21 protein-coding genes and 2 tRNA genes are annotated in these 21,232 nt (G+C 70.1%); 13 read left to right on the forward strand and 10 right to left on the reverse strand.

The window, feature by feature from the left end:
* Positions 1-61: 61 nt before the first annotated feature.
* The 6 genes from CHC09_RS38600 to CHC09_RS38625 form a co-directional block, all read right to left on the reverse strand.
* Positions 62-1,138 carry a DUF2786 domain-containing protein gene (locus CHC09_RS38600; RefSeq protein ID WP_089298226.1) on the reverse strand — a complete coding sequence of 359 codons (1,077 nt, stop codon included), beginning with the start codon at positions 1,136-1,138 and terminating at the stop codon, positions 62-64.
* 63 nt (positions 1,139-1,201) lie between these two features.
* On the reverse strand, positions 1,202-2,794 hold the full coding sequence (locus tag CHC09_RS38605) for a family 43 glycosylhydrolase (RefSeq protein WP_203833376.1): 1,593 nt from the start codon (positions 2,792-2,794) through the stop codon (positions 1,202-1,204).
* A 185-nt stretch (positions 2,795-2,979) separates the two neighbouring features.
* Positions 2,980-3,351: a hypothetical protein gene (locus tag CHC09_RS38610; RefSeq protein WP_089298228.1), complete on the reverse strand. Its 372-nt coding sequence runs from the start codon at positions 3,349-3,351 to the stop codon at positions 2,980-2,982.
* 100 nt (positions 3,352-3,451) lie between these two features.
* Entirely contained in the window at positions 3,452-3,949 is a 498-nt protein-coding gene (locus CHC09_RS38615; RefSeq protein ID WP_089298229.1) for a roadblock/LC7 domain-containing protein, read from the reverse strand.
* A gap of 38 nt (positions 3,950-3,987) precedes the next feature.
* Entirely contained in the window at positions 3,988-5,010 is a 1,023-nt protein-coding gene (locus tag CHC09_RS38620; protein WP_089298230.1) for a DUF4388 domain-containing protein, read from the reverse strand.
* Between the two features lie 28 nt (positions 5,011-5,038).
* Positions 5,039-5,386, reverse strand: a complete 348-nt coding sequence (locus CHC09_RS38625; RefSeq protein ID WP_239138804.1) for a roadblock/LC7 domain-containing protein — start codon at positions 5,384-5,386, stop codon at positions 5,039-5,041.
* 373 nt (positions 5,387-5,759) lie between these two features.
* On the opposite strand from CHC09_RS38625, the gene CHC09_RS38630 reads away from it, so the two are divergent.
* Positions 5,760-6,110, forward strand: coding sequence for a VOC family protein (locus CHC09_RS38630; protein WP_089298232.1), 351 nt, complete (start codon positions 5,760-5,762; stop codon positions 6,108-6,110).
* A gap of 3 nt (positions 6,111-6,113) precedes the next feature.
* Here the strand turns inward: CHC09_RS38630 and CHC09_RS38635 are convergent, their stop codons facing one another.
* Positions 6,114-7,700: a methyl-accepting chemotaxis protein gene (locus tag CHC09_RS38635; protein ID WP_089298233.1), complete on the reverse strand. Its 1,587-nt coding sequence runs from the start codon at positions 7,698-7,700 to the stop codon at positions 6,114-6,116.
* Between the two features lie 44 nt (positions 7,701-7,744).
* Here CHC09_RS38635 and CHC09_RS38640 point away from each other — a divergent pair, with 44 nt between their 5' ends.
* The 6 genes from CHC09_RS38640 (at position 7,745) to CHC09_RS38665 (ending at position 14,114) form a co-directional block, all read left to right on the forward strand.
* On the forward strand, positions 7,745-8,959 hold the full coding sequence (locus CHC09_RS38640) for a deoxyguanosinetriphosphate triphosphohydrolase (RefSeq protein WP_089298234.1): 1,215 nt from the start codon (positions 7,745-7,747) through the stop codon (positions 8,957-8,959).
* Positions 8,960-9,006: 47 nt separating this feature from the next.
* Entirely contained in the window at positions 9,007-10,869 is a 1,863-nt protein-coding gene (gene dnaG, locus CHC09_RS38645) for a DNA primase (RefSeq protein ID WP_089298235.1), read from the forward strand.
* On the forward strand, positions 10,866-11,387 hold the full coding sequence (locus tag CHC09_RS38650; RefSeq protein WP_089298236.1) for a hypothetical protein: 522 nt from the start codon (positions 10,866-10,868) through the stop codon (positions 11,385-11,387). The genes dnaG and CHC09_RS38650 overlap by 4 nt, the downstream gene beginning before the upstream one ends.
* Before the next feature lie 11 nt (positions 11,388-11,398).
* Entirely contained in the window at positions 11,399-12,367 is a 969-nt protein-coding gene (locus CHC09_RS38655) for an ABC transporter ATP-binding protein (protein WP_089298237.1), read from the forward strand.
* A gap of 2 nt (positions 12,368-12,369) precedes the next feature.
* The gene (locus CHC09_RS38660) at positions 12,370-13,128 is read left to right on the forward strand and encodes an ABC transporter permease (RefSeq protein ID WP_089298238.1); all 759 of its coding nucleotides are present in this window, start codon (positions 12,370-12,372) and stop codon (positions 13,126-13,128) included.
* Between the two features lie 176 nt (positions 13,129-13,304).
* Complete coding sequence (locus CHC09_RS38665; protein WP_089298239.1) at positions 13,305-14,114, forward strand: ABC transporter permease; 810 nt, start codon at positions 13,305-13,307, stop codon at positions 14,112-14,114.
* 96 nt (positions 14,115-14,210) lie between these two features.
* Here CHC09_RS38665 and CHC09_RS38670 read toward each other — a convergent pair whose 3' ends face one another.
* Entirely contained in the window at positions 14,211-15,395 is a 1,185-nt protein-coding gene (locus tag CHC09_RS38670) for a YihY/virulence factor BrkB family protein (protein ID WP_179277454.1), read from the reverse strand.
* 596 nt (positions 15,396-15,991) lie between these two features.
* Here CHC09_RS38670 and CHC09_RS38675 point away from each other — a divergent pair.
* Positions 15,992-16,900 carry an apurinic/apyrimidinic endonuclease family protein gene (locus CHC09_RS38675; RefSeq protein WP_089298240.1) on the forward strand — a complete coding sequence of 303 codons (909 nt, stop codon included), beginning with the start codon at positions 15,992-15,994 and terminating at the stop codon, positions 16,898-16,900.
* Between the two features lie 92 nt (positions 16,901-16,992).
* Here CHC09_RS38675 and CHC09_RS38680 read toward each other — a convergent pair whose 3' ends face one another.
* Positions 16,993-17,307, reverse strand: a complete 315-nt coding sequence (locus CHC09_RS38680) for a hypothetical protein (RefSeq protein WP_089298241.1) — start codon at positions 17,305-17,307, stop codon at positions 16,993-16,995.
* Positions 17,308-17,536: 229 nt separating this feature from the next.
* Between CHC09_RS38680 and CHC09_RS38685 the strand changes: the two genes are divergently transcribed.
* The 5 genes from CHC09_RS38685 (at position 17,537) to CHC09_RS38695 (ending at position 19,661) form a co-directional block, all read left to right on the forward strand.
* Positions 17,537-17,609 (forward strand) — tRNA-Asn (locus tag CHC09_RS38685).
* A 194-nt stretch (positions 17,610-17,803) separates the two neighbouring features.
* Positions 17,804-17,935: a hypothetical protein gene (locus CHC09_RS48625; protein ID WP_275407960.1), complete on the forward strand. Its 132-nt coding sequence runs from the start codon at positions 17,804-17,806 to the stop codon at positions 17,933-17,935.
* A 137-nt stretch (positions 17,936-18,072) separates the two neighbouring features.
* Positions 18,073-19,335: an NAD(P)/FAD-dependent oxidoreductase gene (locus tag CHC09_RS38690; RefSeq protein ID WP_089298242.1), complete on the forward strand. Its 1,263-nt coding sequence runs from the start codon at positions 18,073-18,075 to the stop codon at positions 19,333-19,335.
* Positions 19,336-19,363: 28 nt separating this feature from the next.
* Positions 19,364-19,537: a hypothetical protein gene (locus CHC09_RS46845; RefSeq protein ID WP_179277455.1), complete on the forward strand. Its 174-nt coding sequence runs from the start codon at positions 19,364-19,366 to the stop codon at positions 19,535-19,537.
* A 47-nt stretch (positions 19,538-19,584) separates the two neighbouring features.
* A tRNA-Ile gene (locus CHC09_RS38695) sits at positions 19,585-19,661 on the forward strand.
* 75 nt (positions 19,662-19,736) lie between these two features.
* On the opposite strand, the gene CHC09_RS38700 is transcribed toward CHC09_RS38695, so the two are convergent.
* Entirely contained in the window at positions 19,737-21,059 is a 1,323-nt protein-coding gene (locus CHC09_RS38700) for a tyrosine-type recombinase/integrase (protein WP_239138803.1), read from the reverse strand.
* Positions 21,060-21,232 lie beyond the last annotated feature (173 nt).

Consider the following 21,232-nt stretch of genomic DNA (forward strand, 5'->3'; position numbering starts at 1 on the left):
TTTCCGACAAGATCCGTCGTTGCCGGCAGGAGTAACGGAGGTGCGGCAGAGGCGGCCGGGGTCAGCCCAGGTGTGCCTCGTCGGCGGCGGCGCGGCCGGACTCCCAGCCCTCCATGCTGCTGACGCGGCTACCGCGGGCCCGGACCGTGCGCGGGAAGACCCGCTCCATCGCCGCCCGGACCTGGATCTCCCGGCTGCGCAGCACCGGGAGCAGATCGCCGTGCCCGGCGTACTCACGCTCGGCGGCCTGTCGCAGCCGCTCGCCGATCCGGATCGCGTAGGCGACCAGGAACGACCGGCGGAACGCCTTCACCCGGGCCTTGCCCTTGGCCGGCTCGTCCCGGGTCATCGCCCGGTTCGCCTGCACCAGCAGCGACGTGTAGAGCAGCTCGACCGCGTCGATGTCGGCGTCGAAGCCGAAGATCGTGCTGAAACCGAGCTCCGGCGACCACACTGTGCGGCAGGCGTTGGCCCGGGAGACCGCGTCGAGCAGGCTGGCCTTCTCGTTCTCGTACGGATGATCCACCCCGATCCGGCGGGCGAACGGAGTCATGTCCACGGCCGGCGCGGCGACCTCCTCGATCCGGTACCGGGTGATCAGCTCCTGCGCCTTCGCGCTGTACGACTCCGCCTCGGCCGGGAAGTCGGTCGCCTCCGCCTTCGCCAGCAGCGCGCGCACCCGGTCGAGGATCCGCTTGTCGGCGTGGTGGTGCACGGTCGTCGAGGGGGTGCCGGGCGGCGGGATCAGGATCTCGATGGCCGGCAGCCGGCGCAGCTCGTCGAGCAGGCTGAGGGAGGCGTCCAGTACGGTGATCCGGTCCGGCGTCCGGAAGGAGCCGGCCCGCAGACTCTCCGCCTGCTCGCGCCAGCTCGGATCGACCGGTTCCCGGCCGGTCAGGAACGCCGTCGCGGCCTCGGCGACCGCCCGGCCCTGGATCGGATCGCCGCGCCGGGCGATGGCCCGGTGTAACTCCACCGGCTGCCAGCCGTTGCGGAACAACCGGTCGAACTCACCGCCCAGCGCGCTCTTCAGCGCCGCGTCGGTCTCCGCCGCGGGCGCGCCGGTAAGCAGATCGAGGGCGGTCTCGTGGTCGAGTTCTCCCGCCCGGACACGTTCGACGATCTCCCGGGCCGGCATTCCGCCGATGCTAGCGGCCCGGGGCCTCGCTCCTGGTCAGGGCCTCGGTCGCCGTGCGAATGGTCACGGGGTCAGTAACCGCGCCCACATCGTGTCACCAGTGCGGGACACCAGCCGGTCCTGCTCGATCCGCCACTCGGTCGCGCCCAGCGGCCGTCCGGTGACGGTGTCGAGGATCCGGTACCAGCCCTCGGTGGTGTGCGCGAACCGCCACTTCCTGCCGGGCAGCCCGGTGATCAGCACATCGCCGACCGGTTCGGGACGGAAGTCCTGGCAGTCCCCGGGAGCCCAGGTCTGCACGGGGGCGCCGGCCCGGCAGCCGGCGGGCCGCAGGGCACGCCCGGCGAGCGGGTTGACGATCCGTGACCAGCCGTCGGCGGTCGCGGCCAGTCGGAAGCGCTGGCAGTCGTTGGCCAGCCAGCCCCACTGGGCCACCCGCGCGCCGTCGGCGTCGACGCACGCGGCCACCTCGGCGACCTTGTTGCTCTGCCGGTTGGTCAGGCTGAGGTAGCCGGCGCCGCGGTCGTCGAGCCGCCACTGCTGGCAGGGGTCGTCCTGGTCGACCGGCGCCAGGGTGATGTCGGCGCCCTCGTAACCGCAGGTGGCGTTCGCCAGGGCGGCGCCGGTGTCCCGCTGGATCAGGCGTACCGGGGCCGGGCCGTGGCCGGGGCCGCGGTCGCCGCTGAGCGGGTCGGAGAGCCGGGGCCAGCCGCCGGCCCAGTCGATCACGCGGACCGAGCCCTTCGGGTTCCCGCTGTCGGCGGCGTCGTAGTAGTGGTGGACGTAGAGACCGCCGTAGACGTCGCCGCCGCCGGGACCCACGAAGCCGTTGTAGCCAGCCAGGACCTGGGTGCCGCCGCCCGCCAGCATCGGTTTGCCGTCCCGGTCGGTGTACGGCCCGATGATGTCCCGGGACCGGCCGACCATCGTGCGGTAGTCGCTGTTCACGCCCCGGCAGCAGAAGTCGAAGCTGACGAAGAGGTAGTACCAGCCACCGTGGTACGTGATCGACGGCCCCTCGATCGCCCCGCCACCCCGGGACGCCAGCCTGTGGACCGTGCTGTCCGTGCCGGAGAGCAGTCCGGTGCGCGGGTCCAGGCGACGCATCCGGACACCGTCCCAGAACGAGCCGTACGACAGCCACGGCACACCGTCGTGGTCGACGGTGACCTCCGGATCGATCGCGTTGACGTCGTCGCCGGCGTGCGTGCGCAGCACCATGCCCCGGTCCACCCAGTCGGGCCGGTCCAGGGACTTCGTGGTGGCCAGGCCGATCACGGAGTCGTTGGTACCGAACGAGGAGGCGGCGTAGTACAGCCGGTATTCGCCGCCCGCATAGCTGAGGTCCGGCGCCCAGAAGTCCCTCGGCGTGCTGCCGAGCTCGGCCGTCACCCAGGCCGGCGCGGTGTCGAACACCGTGCCTGTCAGGGTCCAGTGGATCAGGTCGGTGGAGCGGCGGATCGGCAGGTAGGTGACGGTGGCGCTGTCACCGGTGATGATCTCGTAGTAGTACCGGCCCTGCCGGATCAGCGTCGGGTCGTGCGCGATCGGGTCGGGGTTCGGCTTCTCGGCGGCCGCCGCCGGCGGCGCACCCGGCGCGAGCAGCGCCACCGCGGCGACCAGCGCGGTCACACCACGCTTCCAGGAAATGTCCACTCGGGTCCTCACCGGGGCGGGTACTGGCACACCGTCTTTGCAGCGCTGCAAGACAGCATGCACAACCCTCGATCGGACTTCAAGAGCCCGAGGACCCGGAAAGCCGGCTCACCGATTGTGGGCGGGGAGGGTGGTGCGAACCCTCCCCGCCGACGGGGGTGGCGGTCACGGTTTACACGGCACGATCAGACGTCGAGGTCATTCTCGATGCGGCGCAGCTGGTGCCGGGCCATGGCGAGGTTCGACCGGTCCCGGCGCAGTGCCACGTACAGGAAGAGGCCCTTGCCCTGCCGGCTCGTCAGCGGCCGGATCATGTGGTACTGCGTGTCCAGGGTGATGAGGATGTCCTCGATCTTCTCGGAGAGGTTCAGCATCTCCATCGCGCGCAGCTTCGCCCGCACCACGTCGGTGTTGCCGGCCGCGGCGACCGTCAGGTCGAGATCCTTGCCGCCGCCGAGAGTGCCCAGGGCCATGCCGCTGGTGTGGTCGACGAGAGCGACGCCGATGCAGCCGTCGATCTCCATAACTTCCTTCAGAGCGGTGTCCATGTCGGGCATGGGATTCATTCCTCCGTTGTGGTGGGATGGCCGGTCCGCCTTCGACAGCGCGGTGACCGGATGGGTGCGGCGGATTGCCGCGGGTTTCTGGCTCCGCCGGTCAGCCCGCCGCCGTGCGGCGGCGTGAGGCGTTCGGCAGAGTGGCCATCGGGGTCCGCCGGGCCAGCGGGATCGACGATGGTCCGGTCTGTTGCGGGATCTCCGGTCGCAGCCTCTGCTGCTGCGCGGTCTCGAGGGCCATGAGCTTGACGATCCGGCGTACGCACCGCCGGGCCTCCAGGTGCACCATGGCCAGGTTCGCGTCGCCCGAGGTGACGACGGTGAGCAGGGCATTGGGACCCGCGGTGTACGAGGTGATGTACCCGCCGTCGCACTCGACGACGGACTCCCGCAGATCACCGTGGTTGACCGCGTGCGCGAACCGGCGCGCCAGCGCCAGGTGCGCCGCGGCGAGAGCGGCCAGGGTGTCCGGTTCGATCCCGTGCGAGTCATGCGCTACGACCAGCCCGTCGGCGGTGGCGAGCACGCTGCCGGACAGCTCTGGCACCCTGCTGCGCAGGCGGCCGAGCTCGTCGAGTACCGCCGGGTCCACCGTCATCCTCGGACGCTCCTTCTCCTTGGTCGGGGGTGCGCGCGTCACCGCAGGGCCCTCAATGCGGTACGAATGCGCTTCAATAGGACTTCGTCGGTGCCCTGATGCACCGGCGCGTTATCGGTGGCGAGTTCCTTCGGCAACTTCGCGCCGGGTTTGCGCCGGGCCAGTCGCGGCAGCCGGTTCGGCCCGGTGTTCCCCTCACCGGGCGGTGGCGGGGCCGGTGGCGGGATCCCCGGGGGCGGTGGCAGCGAAGCGTCCGGCGACGGTCCGCTGATCACCGGTACGGCCGAGACCTCCACGACGTCCGGGACCGGCCGGGACAACGGCGCGGCCTCGGCGCGGTGCTGCGGCAGGCGTACGAAATCTGGGGCCTCGCCCCCACGTACCTCGGGAAGCTCGATGAGACCCAGCGCCGCGAGGCGCCGCAGTTCCTGGATCGTCACGTACCCCGCGCGACCCAGCAGCAGCGCCAGATCCGCCGGCGTGCGCTGGCCGTCCGCGTGGACCATCAACTCCCACTGGAGCGCGGTGACCGTCACCCGCTCCCGTGGCGGCCGGGTCACCGGGCTCACCGGGGCGGTGTCGATCCGCGAGTTCGGGAAGATGTCGTCCAGCAGCTTGGTCCGGCGCTGCACCTCGCGCAGCACGGCGGCCGCGTCGATGTGGACCACCGGCCCCAGCCAGTGCGTCGCCGCCGGCAGGAAGTCGATCGGCCCGGCTGCCGTCGCGAGCGCGAAGTACGCCGCGTCGTAGGTCGCCCCGAGCACGCACAGCTCCAGTTCGCCCTGTGTGAGATGGCCCTGTTCGACCAGCAACCGGCCCACCCGGGCCGTCGAGGTACCCAGGTCCAGCGCGTTCTGCCAGGTGCGTCCGGCCAGTCGCCCGGACGAGGTGAGCAGCTCGCCCACCCCTGGGGCGGCCGGCGACTCGGCGTAGATGACCCGGCCCTCGAAGACGTAGACCGCACCGCCGGGATGGCCACCCATCACCAGCGCTCCGGTCTGCCGTTCACCGGCGACCTGCGAGAGCAGGTCACCGGGGGCGGCTGTCTTCGTGGCGGCCACCGTTACTCCTCACTGGTATGTGCGTTGGTCATGTCGCGACGAGTTCGTCGGCGAGGCGCTGCATCTGGCGGCGGGCCACGGCGAGGTTGCCGTGTTCCCGGTCCAGCCAGACGTAGAGCACCAGCCGGCTGTCGAATTCGGTCTGGACGACGCGCAGGAGGTGGTAGCCCCCGGCCGTCGTGATGATCAGGTCTTCGAGCAGGTCGTTCGGGATGGCCGAGACGAACAGCGACCGGCTGTTCGCGGCCTGGACCACGTCGGCGGTGCCGGCGGCCGTGCCCTCGTGGTCCGAATTGGGTGCGGCCCCGGTCGTGGCGACCGGAAAGCCCGTGGTGTAGTCGACGATGCTGGCCCCGACCGCGCCAGGGATCGTCATGGCCTCCTGTAGACAGTGATCTACGCCGGGCACTTCTCTCCTCAGCGCTGCTACCGGGCTTCGTTGCTCAGCCGTGTTCAGTTGGATGTGTCGATGGCGCCCGGTCAGCCGCCGCGCTCACCACCGTGGGCCATACTCCGGTGACACAGAGGCGACAGGTCGCACGCTTTGTGCGTCATGGTCCGGTCACCGGATCCGCGACCGGTACGCCGGGACACGCCCGACTCGGTCGCCGATGAATCAGAAATCACGGGACGTCATCCTGCGGCACCCATCGAGTGCCTTCGTCGCACGACGCGTGTGCTCGCGGAGCGTCAGTCACCCGTCGGGGTCGCGTAACCTGATCGTCACGCGTCGATAGTCTGGAGGCGATATGCCCAGTCGCTGGGAGCAGGTCGTGGTGGACGCGGAGGACCCCGCCCGGCTGGCCCGCTGGTGGGCCGAGGCACTCGACTACGTGATCGTGGAGGAGAGCGCCGGCGACGTGGAGATCCGGCGCCGCCCGGACGAGCGGCCCGGCCTGACCTTCACCCACGGCACCGACGTACGGAAGGGAAAGAACCGGCTGCACCTCGACCTGCGCCCGGACGATCAGGAGGCCGAGGTGGAGCGCCTGGTGGGGATGGGCGCCCGGCCGGTCGACATCGGCCAGCACGACGTCCCCTGGGTGGTCCTCGCCGACCCCGAGGGCAACGAGTTCTGCGTCCTCGCCAGCCGCGGCTGACCGTCAGTAGCGGAACTCCCCGATCAGCGTGCGGATCTCGTCCGCCGCCCCGCTGACCAGATCCGCGGCCTGCCGGGTGGTGTTCGCACCCTCCGCGGTGTGCGCGCTGGACGTGCTGATGTGCGACACCGTGCCACTGATCTCGGCCGCCGCCGCGGAGATCGTCCCGACGTTGCGGGCCAGATCGTCGGTGGTGACCGACTGCTGCTCGACCGACGCCGCGATGGTCCGCTGCCCGTCGTCGATCCGGGAGATCACCGCCGCGATCGCCGCGATCGCCTCCGCCGTGCCGGTCGTCATCTCCTGGATCGCCAGGATCTTCGCGGTGATGTCGGCGGTCGCCTGCGCGGTCTCCTGAGCCAGATCCTTGACCTCGGTGGCGACCACCGCGAACCCCTTCCCGGACGCCCCGGCCCGAGCCGCCTCGATGCTCGCGTTCAGCGCCAGCAGGTTGGTCTGCTCCGCGATGCTGGTGATCATCTGCACGATGTCACCCACCTCCCGGCTCGCGTCGCTGAGCCGGGTCACCGCTTCGGCGGTCCGGGTGGCGCTGGTGGTCGCCTCCTTGGTGGTGGCCGCCGCGGACAGCGCCTGCCGCGCGATTTCCCGGATCGACTCGGACAACTGCCCGGTCGCGGCCATCATGTCGGTCACCGAACCGGACACGTCGCCGGCCGAGCTGTCCGCGCTGCGCGCCCGGGTCGAGGTCTGCTCGGCCGACTCGTCCAGCATGCCGGCCAGCATCTGCAGATCGGCGCTGGCCTCGGTGAGGGTGCCGGCCCGCTCAGCCGTCGCCGAGACGGTCTGCTGCAGCACGGTGGTCGCCTCGTTCAGGGCCGCCGCCATCTCACCCAGCTCGTCCCGGTTCACCACCGGAGCCCGGGCCGTCAGATCCCGCCTGGCCAGCGCGCGCAGCGCCGCCAGCATCCCGCGCAGCGGGCGGCGGACCGCGCGCACGGTCAGCGCGCAGGCGGTCGCGGTGATCAGGGCGGCCAGCAGCGCGGCGATCACGATGAACCGGTTGCTGGACCGGGACGCCTCGGAACCCTCCGCGGCGGCCGCCTCGACCTCGGCGTACATCCGCTCGTCCAGGGAGCCCAGCTGCTCCTCCAGCTCCGAGTAGACCTTCAGGAAGTCGGGCAGCCGCTGGGCCGCGGCACGGTGGTCGGTGGCCGCGAGCGCGACCAGGTCCTGGGCCGCCTCGACGTACTGCTGCACCGCGGGCCGGACCGCCGAATAGTCCGAGGTGAGGCTCGCCGGCGCGACGCCCGCCGCCGCGTCGTACATCTCGATCATGGTGTTGCCGTGCTCGGTGACCTCGTCCACCGCGAGCGCGGTGCGCGTCTCGGCATCCGTCGCGTACAGCGCCGACAGCACGTCCGCCCGCAGCGCGTCGTGCATCATGTCGGCGTTCCACTGATCGCTCATCGCCGCGCTGACCGTGGTGATCTCCTCGTTCGCGGCGGCCTGGTCCGAGGCGTTGCGGATCGCGAACCCGGTCACCAGGGCGACCGAGAGCAACCCCGCCGCGCCCATGACGACGAGCCGGCCGACGATGGTGACGCCGCGACGCTGCGAAACGGACTCCACGGCTACACCATCGGCAACCTGGACATCCGGCTTAGGGTGATCCCATGACGGCCGCCGACGCCCAGCGCTGGGCATCCGAGCCCGCCAAGGACAGCGGTTACGCGCGAACCCCCTACCAGCGGGACCGCGCCCGGCTGCTGCACTCCGCCGGCTTCCGGCGGCTCGCGGCTAAGACGCAGGTGCACACCGCCGGCTCCGACGACTTCTTGCGTACGAGACTGACCCACTCCCTGGAGGTCGCCCAGATCTCCCGGGAGATGGGCGCCCGGCTCGGCTGCGACCCGGACGTGGTGGACGTCGCCGGCCTGGCCCACGACATCGGCCACCCCCCGTTCGGGCACAACGGCGAGGCCGCCCTCGACCAGGCCGCGAGCGCGTGCGGCGGCTTCGAGGGCAACGCGCAGACCCTGCGGGTGCTCACCCGGCTGGAGGCCAAGGTGCCCGGCGCCGGCCTCAACCTGACCCGCGCCTCGCTGGACGCCTGCTCCAAATACCCGTGGTTCCGCCGGCCCGGCAACCGCAAATTCGGCGTCTACGCCGACGACGAGCCGGTCTTCACCTGGCTGCGGGACGGCCGCACCGACGACCGCCGCTGCCTGGAGGCCCAGGTGATGGACTGGGCGGACGACGTGGCCTACTCGGTGCACGACGTCGAGGACGGGGTGCACGGCGGCTACCTCGACCTCGGCCTGCTGCTGCGTGACCCGGCCGAACGCGCCGAACTCTGCGCCGACGTCGCCGCCACCTACTCCGACGAGACCCCCGACCAGCTCGGCGAGGCCCTCGAGCAGCTGCTCGCCGACCCCGTGGTGGCGGCCGCGGCCGATCACGATGGGTCGTACGGCGCCCAGATCGCCCTCAAGCGGATGACCAGCGTGCTGACCGGCCGCTTCGTCTCCTCCGCGGTCGGCGCCACGCACAGCGCGTACGGCACCGACCCGATGCGCCGCTACGACGCCGACCTGGTCGTGCCCCGTACCGCCCGCAACCAGTGCGCGCTGCTCAAGGGCATGGCCTTCCGCTACGTGATGCGCACGCGGGCCGCCGAGCAGTGGTACGAGCAGCAGCGCACCATCATCGTCGAGTTGGTCGAGGCGCTCACCCGTACCCCGGAAGGGTTGGATCCGCTCTTCCGGCCGCTGCACAGGGCGGCCGGAAGCGACGCCGCGGCCTTGCGGGTGATCGTCGATCAGGTGGCGTCGCTCACCGACCACACCGCGGTGGCCTGGCACGGCGCCCTGGCCGGCGCGCGGTCCTGACGGCGCGCCCGGACCCTGCTGGCGGTTCCGGGATCGGGCGAGGCAGGATGTATGCCGTGGCGGGCAGGGTCAAGGACGAGGACATCGCACTGGTCCGCGACCGCACCTCGATCGCGGACGTGATCAGCGAGACCGTGACGCTGCGCTCGGCCGGGGGCGGCAATCTCAAGGGGCTCTGCCCCTTCCACGACGAGAAGACCCCGTCGTTCAACGTCTCCCCAGCTAGAGGCGTGTATTTTTGCCATGGCTGCGGCCAGGGCGGGGACGCGATCAAGTTCCTGATGGACGCGGAGCACCTGTCGTTCGTCGAGTCGGTGGAGCGGCTGGCCGGCAAGGCCGGCATTCAGCTGCGGTACGACACGGACGGGCCGCAGCCCACCGGCCCGCGCCCGCAGGCCGGCCAGCGGCAGCGGCTGATCGCCGCGCACGCCTCGGCCGTCGAGTTCTACCGTGATCAGCTCGGCTCCGCGGGCGCGCGGAAGGCGCGCGAGTTCCTCGCCGAGCGCGGCTTCGGCCGGGACGCGGCCGAGAAGTACGGCTGCGGCTTCGCCCCGGACTCGTGGGACGCGCTCAGCAAGCACCTGCGCCTGCAGGGCTTCACCGCCGAGGAGCTGATCACCGCCGGCCTGTCCAAGACGGCCCGGTCCGGTTCGCTGATCGACCGGTTCCGTCGCCGGCTGCTCTGGCCGATCCGGGATCTGAGCGGTGACGTGATCGGGTTCGGCGCGCGGAAGCTGTTCGACGACGATGACGGCCCGAAGTACCTGAACACCCCCGAGACGCCGCTCTACAAGAAGTCGCACGTGCTCTACGGCATCGACCACGCCAAGCGGGAGATCGCCAAGCGCGGCCGGGCGGTGATCGTCGAGGGTTACACCGACGTGATGGCGTGCCACGAGGCGGGCGAGCCGACCGCGGTGGCGACCTGCGGCACCGCCTTCGGGGTGGATCACATCGGGGTGCTGCGCCGGCTGCTGATGGACAGCGACAGCTTCACCGGCGAGATCATCTACACCTTCGACGGGGACGCGGCGGGGCAGAAGGCGGCGCTGCGCGCGTTCGAGGAGGACCAGCGCTTCGTCGGGCGTACCTTCATCGCGGTCAGCCCGGACAACATGGATCCGTGCGATCTGCGGCTGGCCCGCGGCGACCTGGCGGTCCGCGACATGATCGCCGGCCGGGAGCCGCTGGTGGACTTCGCGCTGCGGCACACCATCGCCCGGTTCGACCTGGACACGGTCGAGGGCCGGGTGGAGGCGATGCGCCGCGCGGCGCCGCTGGTCGCGAAGATCAAGGACCGGGAGAAGAGGCCGGAGTACGCCCGGAAGCTGGCCGGCGATCTCGGTATGGACCTGGAACCGGTGCAGCGTGCGGTGAACAACGCGCTGCGGGGCGAGGCGGCCGACCAGCGTGCACCGCGGCAGCAGTCGGTGGCCGGTTCGCCGCAGCGGCTGGTCGAGCGGGAGGCGCTCAAGCTGGCTCTGCAGGAGCCGGTGCTGGCGGGCCCGATGTTCGACGCGCTCGGGCCGGAGAACTACGCCGACCCGGTGCTGGCCGAGCTGCGGGAGGCGGTCGCGCGGGCCGGTGGGGCGTGCTCGGCGACCGGTGGGGTGGTCTGGATCGAGAAGGTCCGGGACGCCTGCGCCGATCTGGGCGCGCAGGGCCTGGTCAGCGAGCTGGCCGTGGAACCGCTGCGGGTGGACGGCCCGGTCGATCCGCGTTATGTCCAGGTGACGCTGGCCCGGCTGCAGGGCGCGGCGGTGACCACGCGGATCCGGGACCTCAAGTCCAAGGTGCAGCGGCTCAACCCGGTCACCCACAAGGATCAGTACCTGGCGCTCGCCGGGGAGCTCTTCTCATTGGAACAGCAGGCCAGGGCCCTGCGTGATCAGGCAGCAGGTGGCATGTGAAGCTCTTCCGGCGCCGGCCCTCGCTGCCGGCCGAGTCCCGGCCCGCGCTCGAGACCGAGGAGCGGGTGCTCGCCTGGTCCGCGTGTGAGCAGGGTGTCGTCGTCGCGACCAATCGGGGGATCTGGCTGCCGGGCCTGGCGGAACGGCTCGGCTGGCACGAGATCCACAAGGCCGGGTGGTCCGGGCGGGAGCTGCGGATCATCCCGGCGGAGGTGGCCGAGGAGCGGGACGGTTACACCGTGCTGGTGGACGGGCCGGCGCTGACGTTCCTGCTGCTGGAGCCGGGGGAGTTGCCCGACCAGGTGCGTTCGCGGGTGACCCGTTCGGTGGCGTACACGACGCATCACGAGCTCGAGCGGGGCGCGGTCCGGGTGGTCGGCCGCCGGGTGAGCGGCCGGGACGGGCTGACCTGGGCGGTCCGTTACGACTCGGGCACCCCGGTCAATCGCGAGGCGGTGATCACGGCGACCGACGTGCTGGTCGGCGCGGCGCGAAATTCTGTCGCACCCCCTCCGTAGGGTCTTTGGATGTGACCCCATCCAACCACCCCGCTACCACCCAAAAACGGAGTAAAAGCTCTTCTCTCATCCACGCTCGCGGATTGATCAAGAGGTTCGGCGACTTCACCGCTGTCGACGGCATCGACGTCGACGTGCAGGCCGGTGAGGCGTTCGGTTTCCTGGGGCCCAACGGCGCCGGGAAAAGTTCCACCATGCGAATGATCGGGTGTGTCTCGCCTCCCACCGACGGGGTGCTGGAGATCCTCGGCATGGATCCGCGGCGGGACGGCTCGGCGATCCGGGCACGGCTCGGGGTCTGCCCCCAGCTGGACAACCTCGACGCGGAGCTGACCGTCCGGGAGAACCTGGTCACCTACGCGCGGTTCTTCGGCATCTCGCGCGCCACCGCCCGTCGCCGGGCCGACGAGCTGCTCGATTTCGTGCAGCTCGGTGAGCGGGCCGACAGCAAGACCGAGCCGCTCTCCGGTGGCATGAAGCGGCGGCTGACGATCGCCCGGGCGCTGGTCAACGAGCCGGACATCGTGCTGCTCGACGAGCCCACCACCGGCCTGGATCCGCAGGCCCGGCACCTGGTCTGGGAGCGGCTGTTCCGGCTCAAGCAGCAGGGCGTGACGCTGGTGCTGACCACGCATTACATGGACGAGGCCGAGCAGCTCTGCGACCGTCTGGTGGTGATGGACGGTGGGAAGATCGTGGCAGAGGGCTCACCGCGCGAGCTGATCGAGCGGCACTCCACCCGGGAGGTGGTCGAGCTGCGCTTCACCGCCGAGGACCAGGGGATGTATGGGGAGAAGCTGGATGGCGTCGCCGACCGCGTCGAGGTCCTCCCCGACCGGGTCCTGCTCTACGCCGATGATGGCGACTACGCGCTGGCCGAGGTGCACCGGCGGTCGCTGAGCCCGGCCTCCGCCCTGGTCCGCCGCGCCGGTCTGGAGGACGTCTTCCTCCAGCTCACCGGCCGCACCCTGGTGGACTGACCATGACCTCCTCGGTGTACGTGCTGGAGTATCACCTGGTCAACTACCGGCGGACGTGGCGGTCGAGCGCGCTCTCGACGCTGGTGCTGCCGCTGCTGACGATGCTCGGGTTCGGGCTGGGCGTGGGCGCCTACGTGAAGTCCGGGGTCGACGGCACGGCCTATCTGGACTGGATCGTGCCCGGCCTGATCGCCTCGACGGCGGCGCAGACCGCGCTCGGCGAGGCCACCTGGCCGGTGCTGAGCAGCTTCGAATGGCTGAAGGTGTACTTCGCGCAGGCGGCCGCGCCGCTGCGGGTGACGGACATCCTTGGCGGGCACCTGGCCTTCATGATGTTCCGGGTGCTGGTCAGCACGATCGCGTTCCTGCTGGTGGCCGCCGCGTTCGGCACGCTGCGCTCGGGCTGGACCCTGGCGGTGCTGCCGTTGTCGGTGCTGGTCGGGTTCTCCGTGGCGGCTCCCGTGGTGGCGTACACGGCCAGCATCCGGGTCGACAGCTATCTGGCCATCCTGTTCCGGTTCGCGGTGCTGCCGATGACGCTGTTCTCCGGGGTGTTCTTCCCGATCGAGGCGCTGCCCGGGCCGCTGCGCTGGTTGGCGTGGGCGCTGCCGCTCTCGCACGGGGTGGATCTGACCCGGGCCGCCACGCTCGGTCTCAATCCCGGTGTGGCCGGGCTGTGGCAGGCGCTCTACCTGCTGGCCTGGTGTGTGACGGGTTGGTTCCTGGCGCGCTGGCGGTTCGAGCGTCGGCTGGTGATCTGACATGAGCGAGCCTGCGAGCGAATCAGTTGGCTCGGTATTCAGCGTCGTTTCGACGCCGGAGCGCAGCGGAGGTGGCGGAATGAGCGAGCTTGCGAGCGAATCGGTTGGCTCGGTATTCAGCTCATGTCGGCGCCGGAGCGCAGCGGAGGTGGCGGCATGAGAGGAGTGAGGAAGTCGTGTTGACCCTGGTCATGCCGAAACTGGTGGCGTTCGAGGGCAGCGGCCGCCGGTCCGTTTCGGTCACCGAGCGCAATGTCGCGGCGCTGAAGTCGGCGTACTGGCTGGTGCTGATCGGTGGCCTGCTGGAGCCGGTGCTCTACCTGTTCTCGATCGGTGTCGGGGTGGGTTCCCTGATCGGCGACATCGAGCTGTCCGACGGCCGATCGGTCGGCTACACCGAGTTCGTCGCTCCGGCGATGCTGGCCGCCTCGGCGATGAGCGGGGCGCTGGCCGAGACCACCTTCAATTTCTTCGGCAAGATGAAATTCATGCGGCTGTACGACGGGATGCTCGCCACGCCGGTCCGGCCGTTCGAGATCGCGCTCGGCGAGCTGCTCTGGGCGATGGCCCGGGGCAGCGTCTACTCGGTGGTGTTCCTGGCGATCATGGTGGCGATGGGGCTGACCACGCCGCTGCGGGCGCTGGCCGCGTTCCCGGCCGCGGTGCTGGTCGGCTTCGGGTTCGGGGCGCTCGGCATGACGGTGGCGACGCTGATCCGCAGTTGGCAGGATTTCGACCTGATCGGTGCCGGGCAGTTCGCGCTCTTCCTGTTCTCCGGCACGTTCGTGCCGGCGGAGGCGTACCCGACGGCGCTGCGCTGGCTGGTCGAGGTGTCCCCGCTGTACCGCGCGGTCGACCTGATCCGTGGCATCACCCTGGGCTCGGTGGGCTGGGTCCAGGTGATCGACGTGCTCTACCTGCTGGTGCTGCTGGCGGTGGGCCTGACCGTCTCCGGTCGCCGGATGGGCAAGCTGCTCTGCAAGTGATCGGTGCCGGCCGGCCGCCCCGTGCCCGGCCGGCCGGCACCGGTTCGCTCCTGGTGCCCGGCGCCTGGTGATTCCGCCGGCGTGGAGGCGGACCGGTCAGCCCTCACTCAGTCCGCGTTCGGAGCCCTTCTTCAGCTTGCGGGTGTCGCGCAACTCCAGGAACGGTTCCTTGTCGGCCGGATGTCCGGCCGCGATGGCCCGGCCGCGCTCGAGTTCCGCGTCCAGTTCGGCGCCGAGCATGATCGCCATGTTGGAGATCCAGAGCCAGACCAGGAACGCGATGACACCGCCGAGGGTGCCGTACGTCTTGTTGTAGTTGGCGAAGTTCGCCAGGTAGACGGCGAAGCCGGCGGAGGCGGCGACCCAGAGCAGCACGGCGAAGATGCCGCCCGGGCTGATCCAGCGGAAACCGCCGGTCTTCGCGTTCGGCGACGCCCAGTAGAGGACCGCGAACATCAGGCTGACCAGGATCACCAGGACCGGCCACTTGGCGACGTTCCAGGTGCCCACGGCCACGTCACCGAGCCCGATCCGCTTGCCGACCACGCGGGCCAGGTCGCCGGTGAACACGACGATGGCCGCGGAGGCGATCAGCATCAGGCCGACGGCCGCGGTGACCCCGACCCGGATCGGCAGGGTCTTCCAGATCGGCCGTCCCTCCGGCACGTCGTAGATCGCGTTCGAGGCGCGCATGAACGCGCCGATGTACCCGGATGCCGACCAGAACGCGACGACCAGACCGACGATCGCGGCCAGTCCGGCGCTGCCGGAGTCCTGTACCTGGCTGAGCACCGTGTTGACCAGGTCGCGCATTTCGGAGTTCGGGGTGAGCTCGGTGACCGCGTCCGTGACGGTCCGCCGGCCGGCGTCGCCGAACAGGCCGACCAGCGAGACGATCACCAGCGTGCCCGGGAAGATCGACAGGACGCCGTAGTAGGTGAGGGCCGCGGCCCAGTCGGTGACGTTGTCCTCGGAGAACTGCTTGAAGGTGCGCCGGAAGGCGGCGAGGATGCCTTTCGCTCTCAGCTGCGACGGCCGGTCGGGGCCGTCGTCCGGACCCGGTGCCGAGGTCTCCCGGGAGTCGGGGGATCGGCCCACGTCGGTCGTGCTCGCGGCGGCCAGGTCGAAGTCCGCGCCACCGCGCTGCCGGGCGTCCACGGCGTCGTCACCGGAGCGCGGGGCCGGTGAGTCGGGGATGACGGGGCGGCCGGCCGCCGGGATGTCGTCAGTGTTCTCGTCGTCGGAGTCATGCTGCCCTTCCGGGCGGTGACCGAGTCTCATAGGGGTTCCCTCCGGGCGAAGCGGCGGTCGCCGTGCGTCGCTTCTCCCCGTCGCGACGTGCGAATACGACTTGTTGTCGGTGGTTCCCCGGGAGAACGCGTCGCTAACCTTCCGAGTCCGCTGGGCGGTCGTGTCCATCATCTTCGCAGTGGCGGGGTATTCGGGGCGGGGCGCAAGGCGGGCATTTGCCGCGTGCGAGGGCACGGGGCGTACGCACGAGCAGCCGAACGTTGCATGTCCATTTATTCAAATACTGCACGCCTGGGGGTGCCCGAAAACGCTCTCCGAGCGACGTTCGAGCCTTGCTACTCGCTGCTCACCGCCTACACAGAGATAGTCAATCACCTATGAGTGTGACGGGTTTTGATCATGAATCCGCCGGTCACGGTGTCGCACGGCGGGTGTGCCGATGATCCGTATCGCGCCGCACGCTCGTATCGGAGGGCAAGACGTTCCAGGTTGGAGGCGGTCATGGCATCCCGGCGGCTGGGTACCGGTCGATCAAGAGGCGTGCCGGAGATGGTCCATACTGGAGTCGTTAGCACGAGCCGATGCACGTGCATATGCACAGATGCTCTCGTCCCGGGAGGAAATTGATGCGGCTGCGACATCCCTCCGGCCGGATCGTGCACCTCACCTGCGGCGTCAGCCTGATCGAGGCGGTCACCCCCGCCGACGCGTTCGCGATGCTCGGCCCGGCCGTCAACAGTCTGCGCGCCGGCCTGACCGAGAACGCCGCGGCCACGGCGAAACTGGGGATCGCCCTCCGCCTGTCCCACCCACTTGCCGCCGCCCTCATGGCCGACGGGCGCGCCCGCACCCGGCTTCGTGCCGAACTCGACGCCCGCAGCCTCGAGGTCGTCACGTTGAGCGGCGGGCCCGACGCCGAGGGCGGCGGCGTACCCCCACTGCCCGACTGGAGCCAGCCGGTCCGCCTGCAGCACACCCTCGCCCTGGCCCGCATCCTCGTCGACCTGCTGCCCGAGGACGAGGTCCGGGGATCGGTCAGCACCTGCGGCCTGGGCCGCCGCGAGGACTGGGACGAGGCGCGTGAACGGGCCGGCGAGCGGCACGTCAGGCGTCTCTCCGCCGGCCTCGCCGACCTGGCCTGGCGGGTCGGGCGCGCGGTACGCACCGGATTCCGGCCCGAACCGGGATACGTCCTGGACACCCCCGAGGAGACGGTCGCCGCGCTGACCCGGGTCGACAAGGACCGGCTCGGCACCTGCCTGGACCTGGCCCAGGTGGTGCGCGACTGGCCCGCCCCGGAGGAGGGCATCGACCGGATCACCGACGCCGGCCTCTCGGTGATCACCGCGCGGATCAGCGACCCGACGGCCCCCTGGCAGCCGGTGCTGCGGCACCTGCTCGCCGCGGACACCGCCCGCACCGAGTACATCGAGGTCGAGGAGAGCGGCCCGCCGGGGGCCGGCCTGGCGTACGTGATGGGGGAACTGACCGCCCTCGGCCTGGCGCTGGAGAGCGAACCCTGCACAGCGCCCTGAGCGCCCGGAACGGGCATGACCATGGCAGAGGCCGCCCGGAAAGGGCGGCCTCTGCCAGGTGGGGTGTACCGCCCGGGCGAGCCCGGAACGGATCAGAGCGAGCCGCTCGAGCCCTTGGACCCCGAGAAGTTGTCCGACGGGGCCAGCAACTCGTCCGTGCTCGCGCTGGTGGTGGCGTGGGTCGCGCCGAGCTTCTCACCGAGCTTGGACGACTGCAGCTTGTCCTTGCCCTCGGTGTAGAGCTTGTTGGCCTGAGCCTGTGCCACGCCGGCGGCTTCCTGGACCGTCGGGTGATCCCAGAGCTTCTGGGCGTTCGCCCGGATCTCCTCGTACTTCTCGCGGCCGGCCCGGCTACCCAGGACGAAGCCCGCCGCGAGACCGCCGAGGAACAAGAGCTTTCCGCGCATGATGGCGGCTCCTTCCGTTTCGTGACGCGCATGCGTCTGCGGGCGTGCATACCCATCCTGCCGCGCTGGTACTCCCGTCATCCTGGTTTCACTCCTGTTGTCCCATGTCGCAACAGGCAGCAGGTGCTTCTTTACCCGGCGGACGGCGCGGGGGATACCCGTTCGCGCGGAGTCCGGGCGGTCGTGTAATCTCTTCTCCGTTGCCAGGGAAACCGGGCGGCGAGCACGATCCCCTGTAGCTCAATTGGCAGAGCAGCCGGCTGTTAACCGGCAGGTTATTGGTTCGAGTCCAATCGGGGGAGCTCTTCTTCGAGGCCCGCTCACGCGGGCCTTTTTCATGCCCGGCGATCGCTGAAACTCCCTCGCCGCTGCGAGATTCCTTCCCGTACGTTCCCCACGTGCTGGATCGCCTCAGGGGACTGCCCCCTCCGAGCTTGCCGGGCTGTTCGTTTCTCCCCTCTTCGTCCCGGTGTTCGTGTAGATGATGGTCGTCTCCGTGGATCCGTTTCGGCCGAGCGACTTCTTCGCTGGGCTGGCCGGGACGGTGCTGTTCGGCGGCGGGTTCTACGCCGTGCTGCTGGAGCGGCCGGAGACGTGGCCGGGGCGGTCGTACGGGCGGGGCGCGTAACCGCGGGCGGGACGCTTAGGTCGTACAAGGAAATCTGGGCTTGATCTTGGGGTTTGATTGGCCTGGGTTTTCTCCACCTTGGCCTGAAGTGCGCGGTTACGCTGGGGCTCGCGGAGTTTGCTCTCAGTGAGGTGGTTATGTCGCAGCCGGTCGAGGTGGACGTCGTCATCGTCGGCGGCGGGCTCGCCGGGCTGTCGGCCGCCCGCCGACTGGACCGCGCCGGGGTGGAATGGCTGCTCGTGGAGGGGTCCGACCGGCTCGGCGGGCGGGTCGCGACCGAGATCTTCGACGGCTGGCGGATGGACCGCGGCTTCCAGGTGCTGAACACCGCCTACCCGCGGCTGCCCGCGCTGGTCGACGTGGACGCGCTGGAGATGAGGTACCTGACCTCGGGCGTCCTGGTGCGGCGCGCCGGCGGCCTGCACCGCCTGGAAAACCCGCTACGCGAGCCGCTCGCCACCCCGCAGACGCTGCTCTCCGGCATCGGCTCGCTCACCGACCGGCTCAAGTTCGCCGCGCTGGCAACCCGGTGCGCCACCACACCCGCGGAAAGACTGCTGGACGCTCCGGAGACCACCACGCAACAGATGCTCCGCGAAGCCGGGCTGTCCCACCGGATCATCGAGGAGGTGCTGCGCCCGTTCTTCTCCGGCGTGTTCGGAGACCGGTCGCTCGACACCTCCAGCCATGTCACCGCGATGGCGCTGCGCTCGTTCACCCGCGGCCGGATCGGGGTGCCGGCCGCCGGCATGGCCGCGCTGCCCGCCGCGGTCGCCGGCCCGCTGCCGTTCCCGCAACTGTTGATCGGCGCCCGCACCCTGAGCATCGGCTCCGGCATGGTGGTCACCGAGGGCGGCGAGATCCACTGCCGCGCCGTGATCGTCGCCACCGACCCGGTCAGCGCCGCCGACCTGCTCCCGCAACTCCCCAAGCCGGACATGTGCGGCCTGACCACGTTCTACTTCGGCACCGACCAGGCCCCGATCGACGAGCCGATCCTGCTGCTCGACGGCGACCGCCGGGAGATCATCGCCAACACCGTGGTGATCAGCAACGCCGCCCCCGAGTACGCCCCCGAGGGCCGCAGCCTGATCGCGGCCACCGTCGTCGGCGTCTCCGCCCCGTCCAGCGCCTCCGAGGCGGTCATCCGCGTCGAGCTGACCCGAATGTACGGAACCCCGACCGACGACTGGGAACTGCTGAACGTCGTCAGCCTCCCGAATGCCCTGCCCGCAGCCCGGGTACCCCAGTCCACGCTGCGCAAGCCGGTCTCCTTCGGCGACGGCCTCTTCGTCGCCGGTGACCATCGCGACAGCCCGTCCATCCAGGGCGCCCTGGCCGGCGGCTGGCGCACCGCCGGCAAAGTCCTGACCACACTCGGTACCCGGGTCGGGGTTTAGCCGTGTTTATCGTCTTTTTGGAGGCGTGATGAGCGACCTGAACCCGGAAAACTTCGCCGAATTCTGCACTCAGGACGGCCCGGAGTCACCCAGCGTCGGCGATGATGAGCTACCGGCGGTAGCCGACCTGCAGCCACCCGACATGGTCACCGACCCGCGATCCCAAATCGTTTTGTTGCCCCAGACGCTGGTGGAGCGATAGATCGCTAGCTGCCGGAGCGGGGCGCGGGATAGTATCGCCGCCGGTACGGGGCGGTAGCTCAGTGGGTTAGAGCAGGGGACTCATAATCCCTCGGTCGCGGGTTCGAGTCCCGCCCGCCCCACCAGGTAGTTCTAGGTCGCGAGCAAGATCAAGGGTGCGCGAATGGGTGCACTAGTCCGAAGGTGAGTCCGCAACGGGCTCACCTTCCGTCACCTTCACGCTGAGGTTTGCGCAGCGCCTGGCCCATCAGGTTCGTCGCGTTGCGCTTCAACTCGGCCGCGACGTCCAGGTATCCCTCGGTCACCTTGATGCTTGAGTGCCGCAGAATCTGCTGTACCACACTCGAGTCCACGCCCAGGGCGATCAGGAACGACGCGGTGAAGTGTCGGCCATCATGCACCCGCAGGCTGACGCCAGCCTCTTCCTCGATCTCCTGGAACTCTTTCCAGTCGGCTTCCGGACTGATCGGGTTGCCGAGCTCGTCGCAGAAGACGAAGCCGCCGTCGTTGTACGCGTCGCCGGCCCTCATCCTCTCGAAGTTTTGGATCTCCCGGTGCCGCCGGAACTCCTCCACGAGCTCCGGCGGGAGCGGGATCTCGCCGTAGCTGGATCCCTTCGGCGGCTTCAGGATCAACCCGCCGACCACGTGGATCTCCCCGGCCTTCATCGGCAGCACCCGCTGTGGACAGTTCCCGCCTCGGCGCCGGCCGCACGGTGTGACGCCACAGCCGTGCTGGAACGGGCGGCGATGTAGCTGCCAATGAATCTTCGCCATCGGCTCCTCCGAGTCGATATCGAACCATGGCCAGCGCAGGCCCAGCGCCTCGCCCTGGCGCAGGCCGAGACCAAATCCGGACCGCCAGCGCGTCGACGTGCGACGGTTGTCGGTCGCGTGGAGGACGCGGTCGGCGACATCCTTGGTCGGTGACGACAGGACCCTCCGCTTTGCGGTCGGAGGCTCGATGAGGGCGGCCAGGTTGTAGCTGATGACCTGACTCCGCCAGGCCACCTTCAGCCCGCGGGTGATAATGCGGTGCACCTGCAGAATGGTCGTGTCGGCCAGTCCAGCCCGGACCATGCCGACGTAGACCGCGCTGACGTTCTCGGGGCGCAGGCGATCCATCGGTTCCTTGCCGGTTACCGGGTAGGCGTAGCGGCGCAACTTCTTACGAGCACCTTCGATCGTCGTGAAGTCCATCCTGAGCGGTGCAACCGACTCGAAGTAGACCTCCTCGAACCAGCGCTCGAACGCCGGCGATCTGCCGGGCTTCTGCACCTGCCCGCTCTGTTTCTGCGCGAGGAGCTCGTCGACGCGTGCCTTCGTTTCGTCGTAGCTGCCGCGGCGTACGTGCCGCCGATCCGGCCGGCCGTTGGGCTTACGGCCGACAGTGACCCAAGCGTTCCAGCTGCCGTCATCGTGCTCGGTGATCTTCGGGTAGGTCTCTTTTCTGCGGCGCATTGCATTTCCATCCTGGCGGAGGGGTGTGCGGCGTCGCCCGACCGCGGAGCGGGGATGGCTCACGCAAAGGCCGGTGGCGGCGCTGAGGGGTTGTCCGCGAGTCGCGGCGAACGGCGCAGGCAGACGCGCCGCGAGGTTCTAGCTAGTGCCCTGACCAAGAACGTTTGGGGTGTTGGGGTCAGGCCGCCGCTCGTGTGGCGGGTTGGCCCCAGCGTCGTTGTCGTTCGCAGCGGATG

Source organism: Actinoplanes regularis, from assembly GCF_900188005.1.
GTDB classification, from domain to species: Bacteria; Actinomycetota; Actinomycetes; order Mycobacteriales; family Micromonosporaceae; genus Actinoplanes; species Actinoplanes regularis.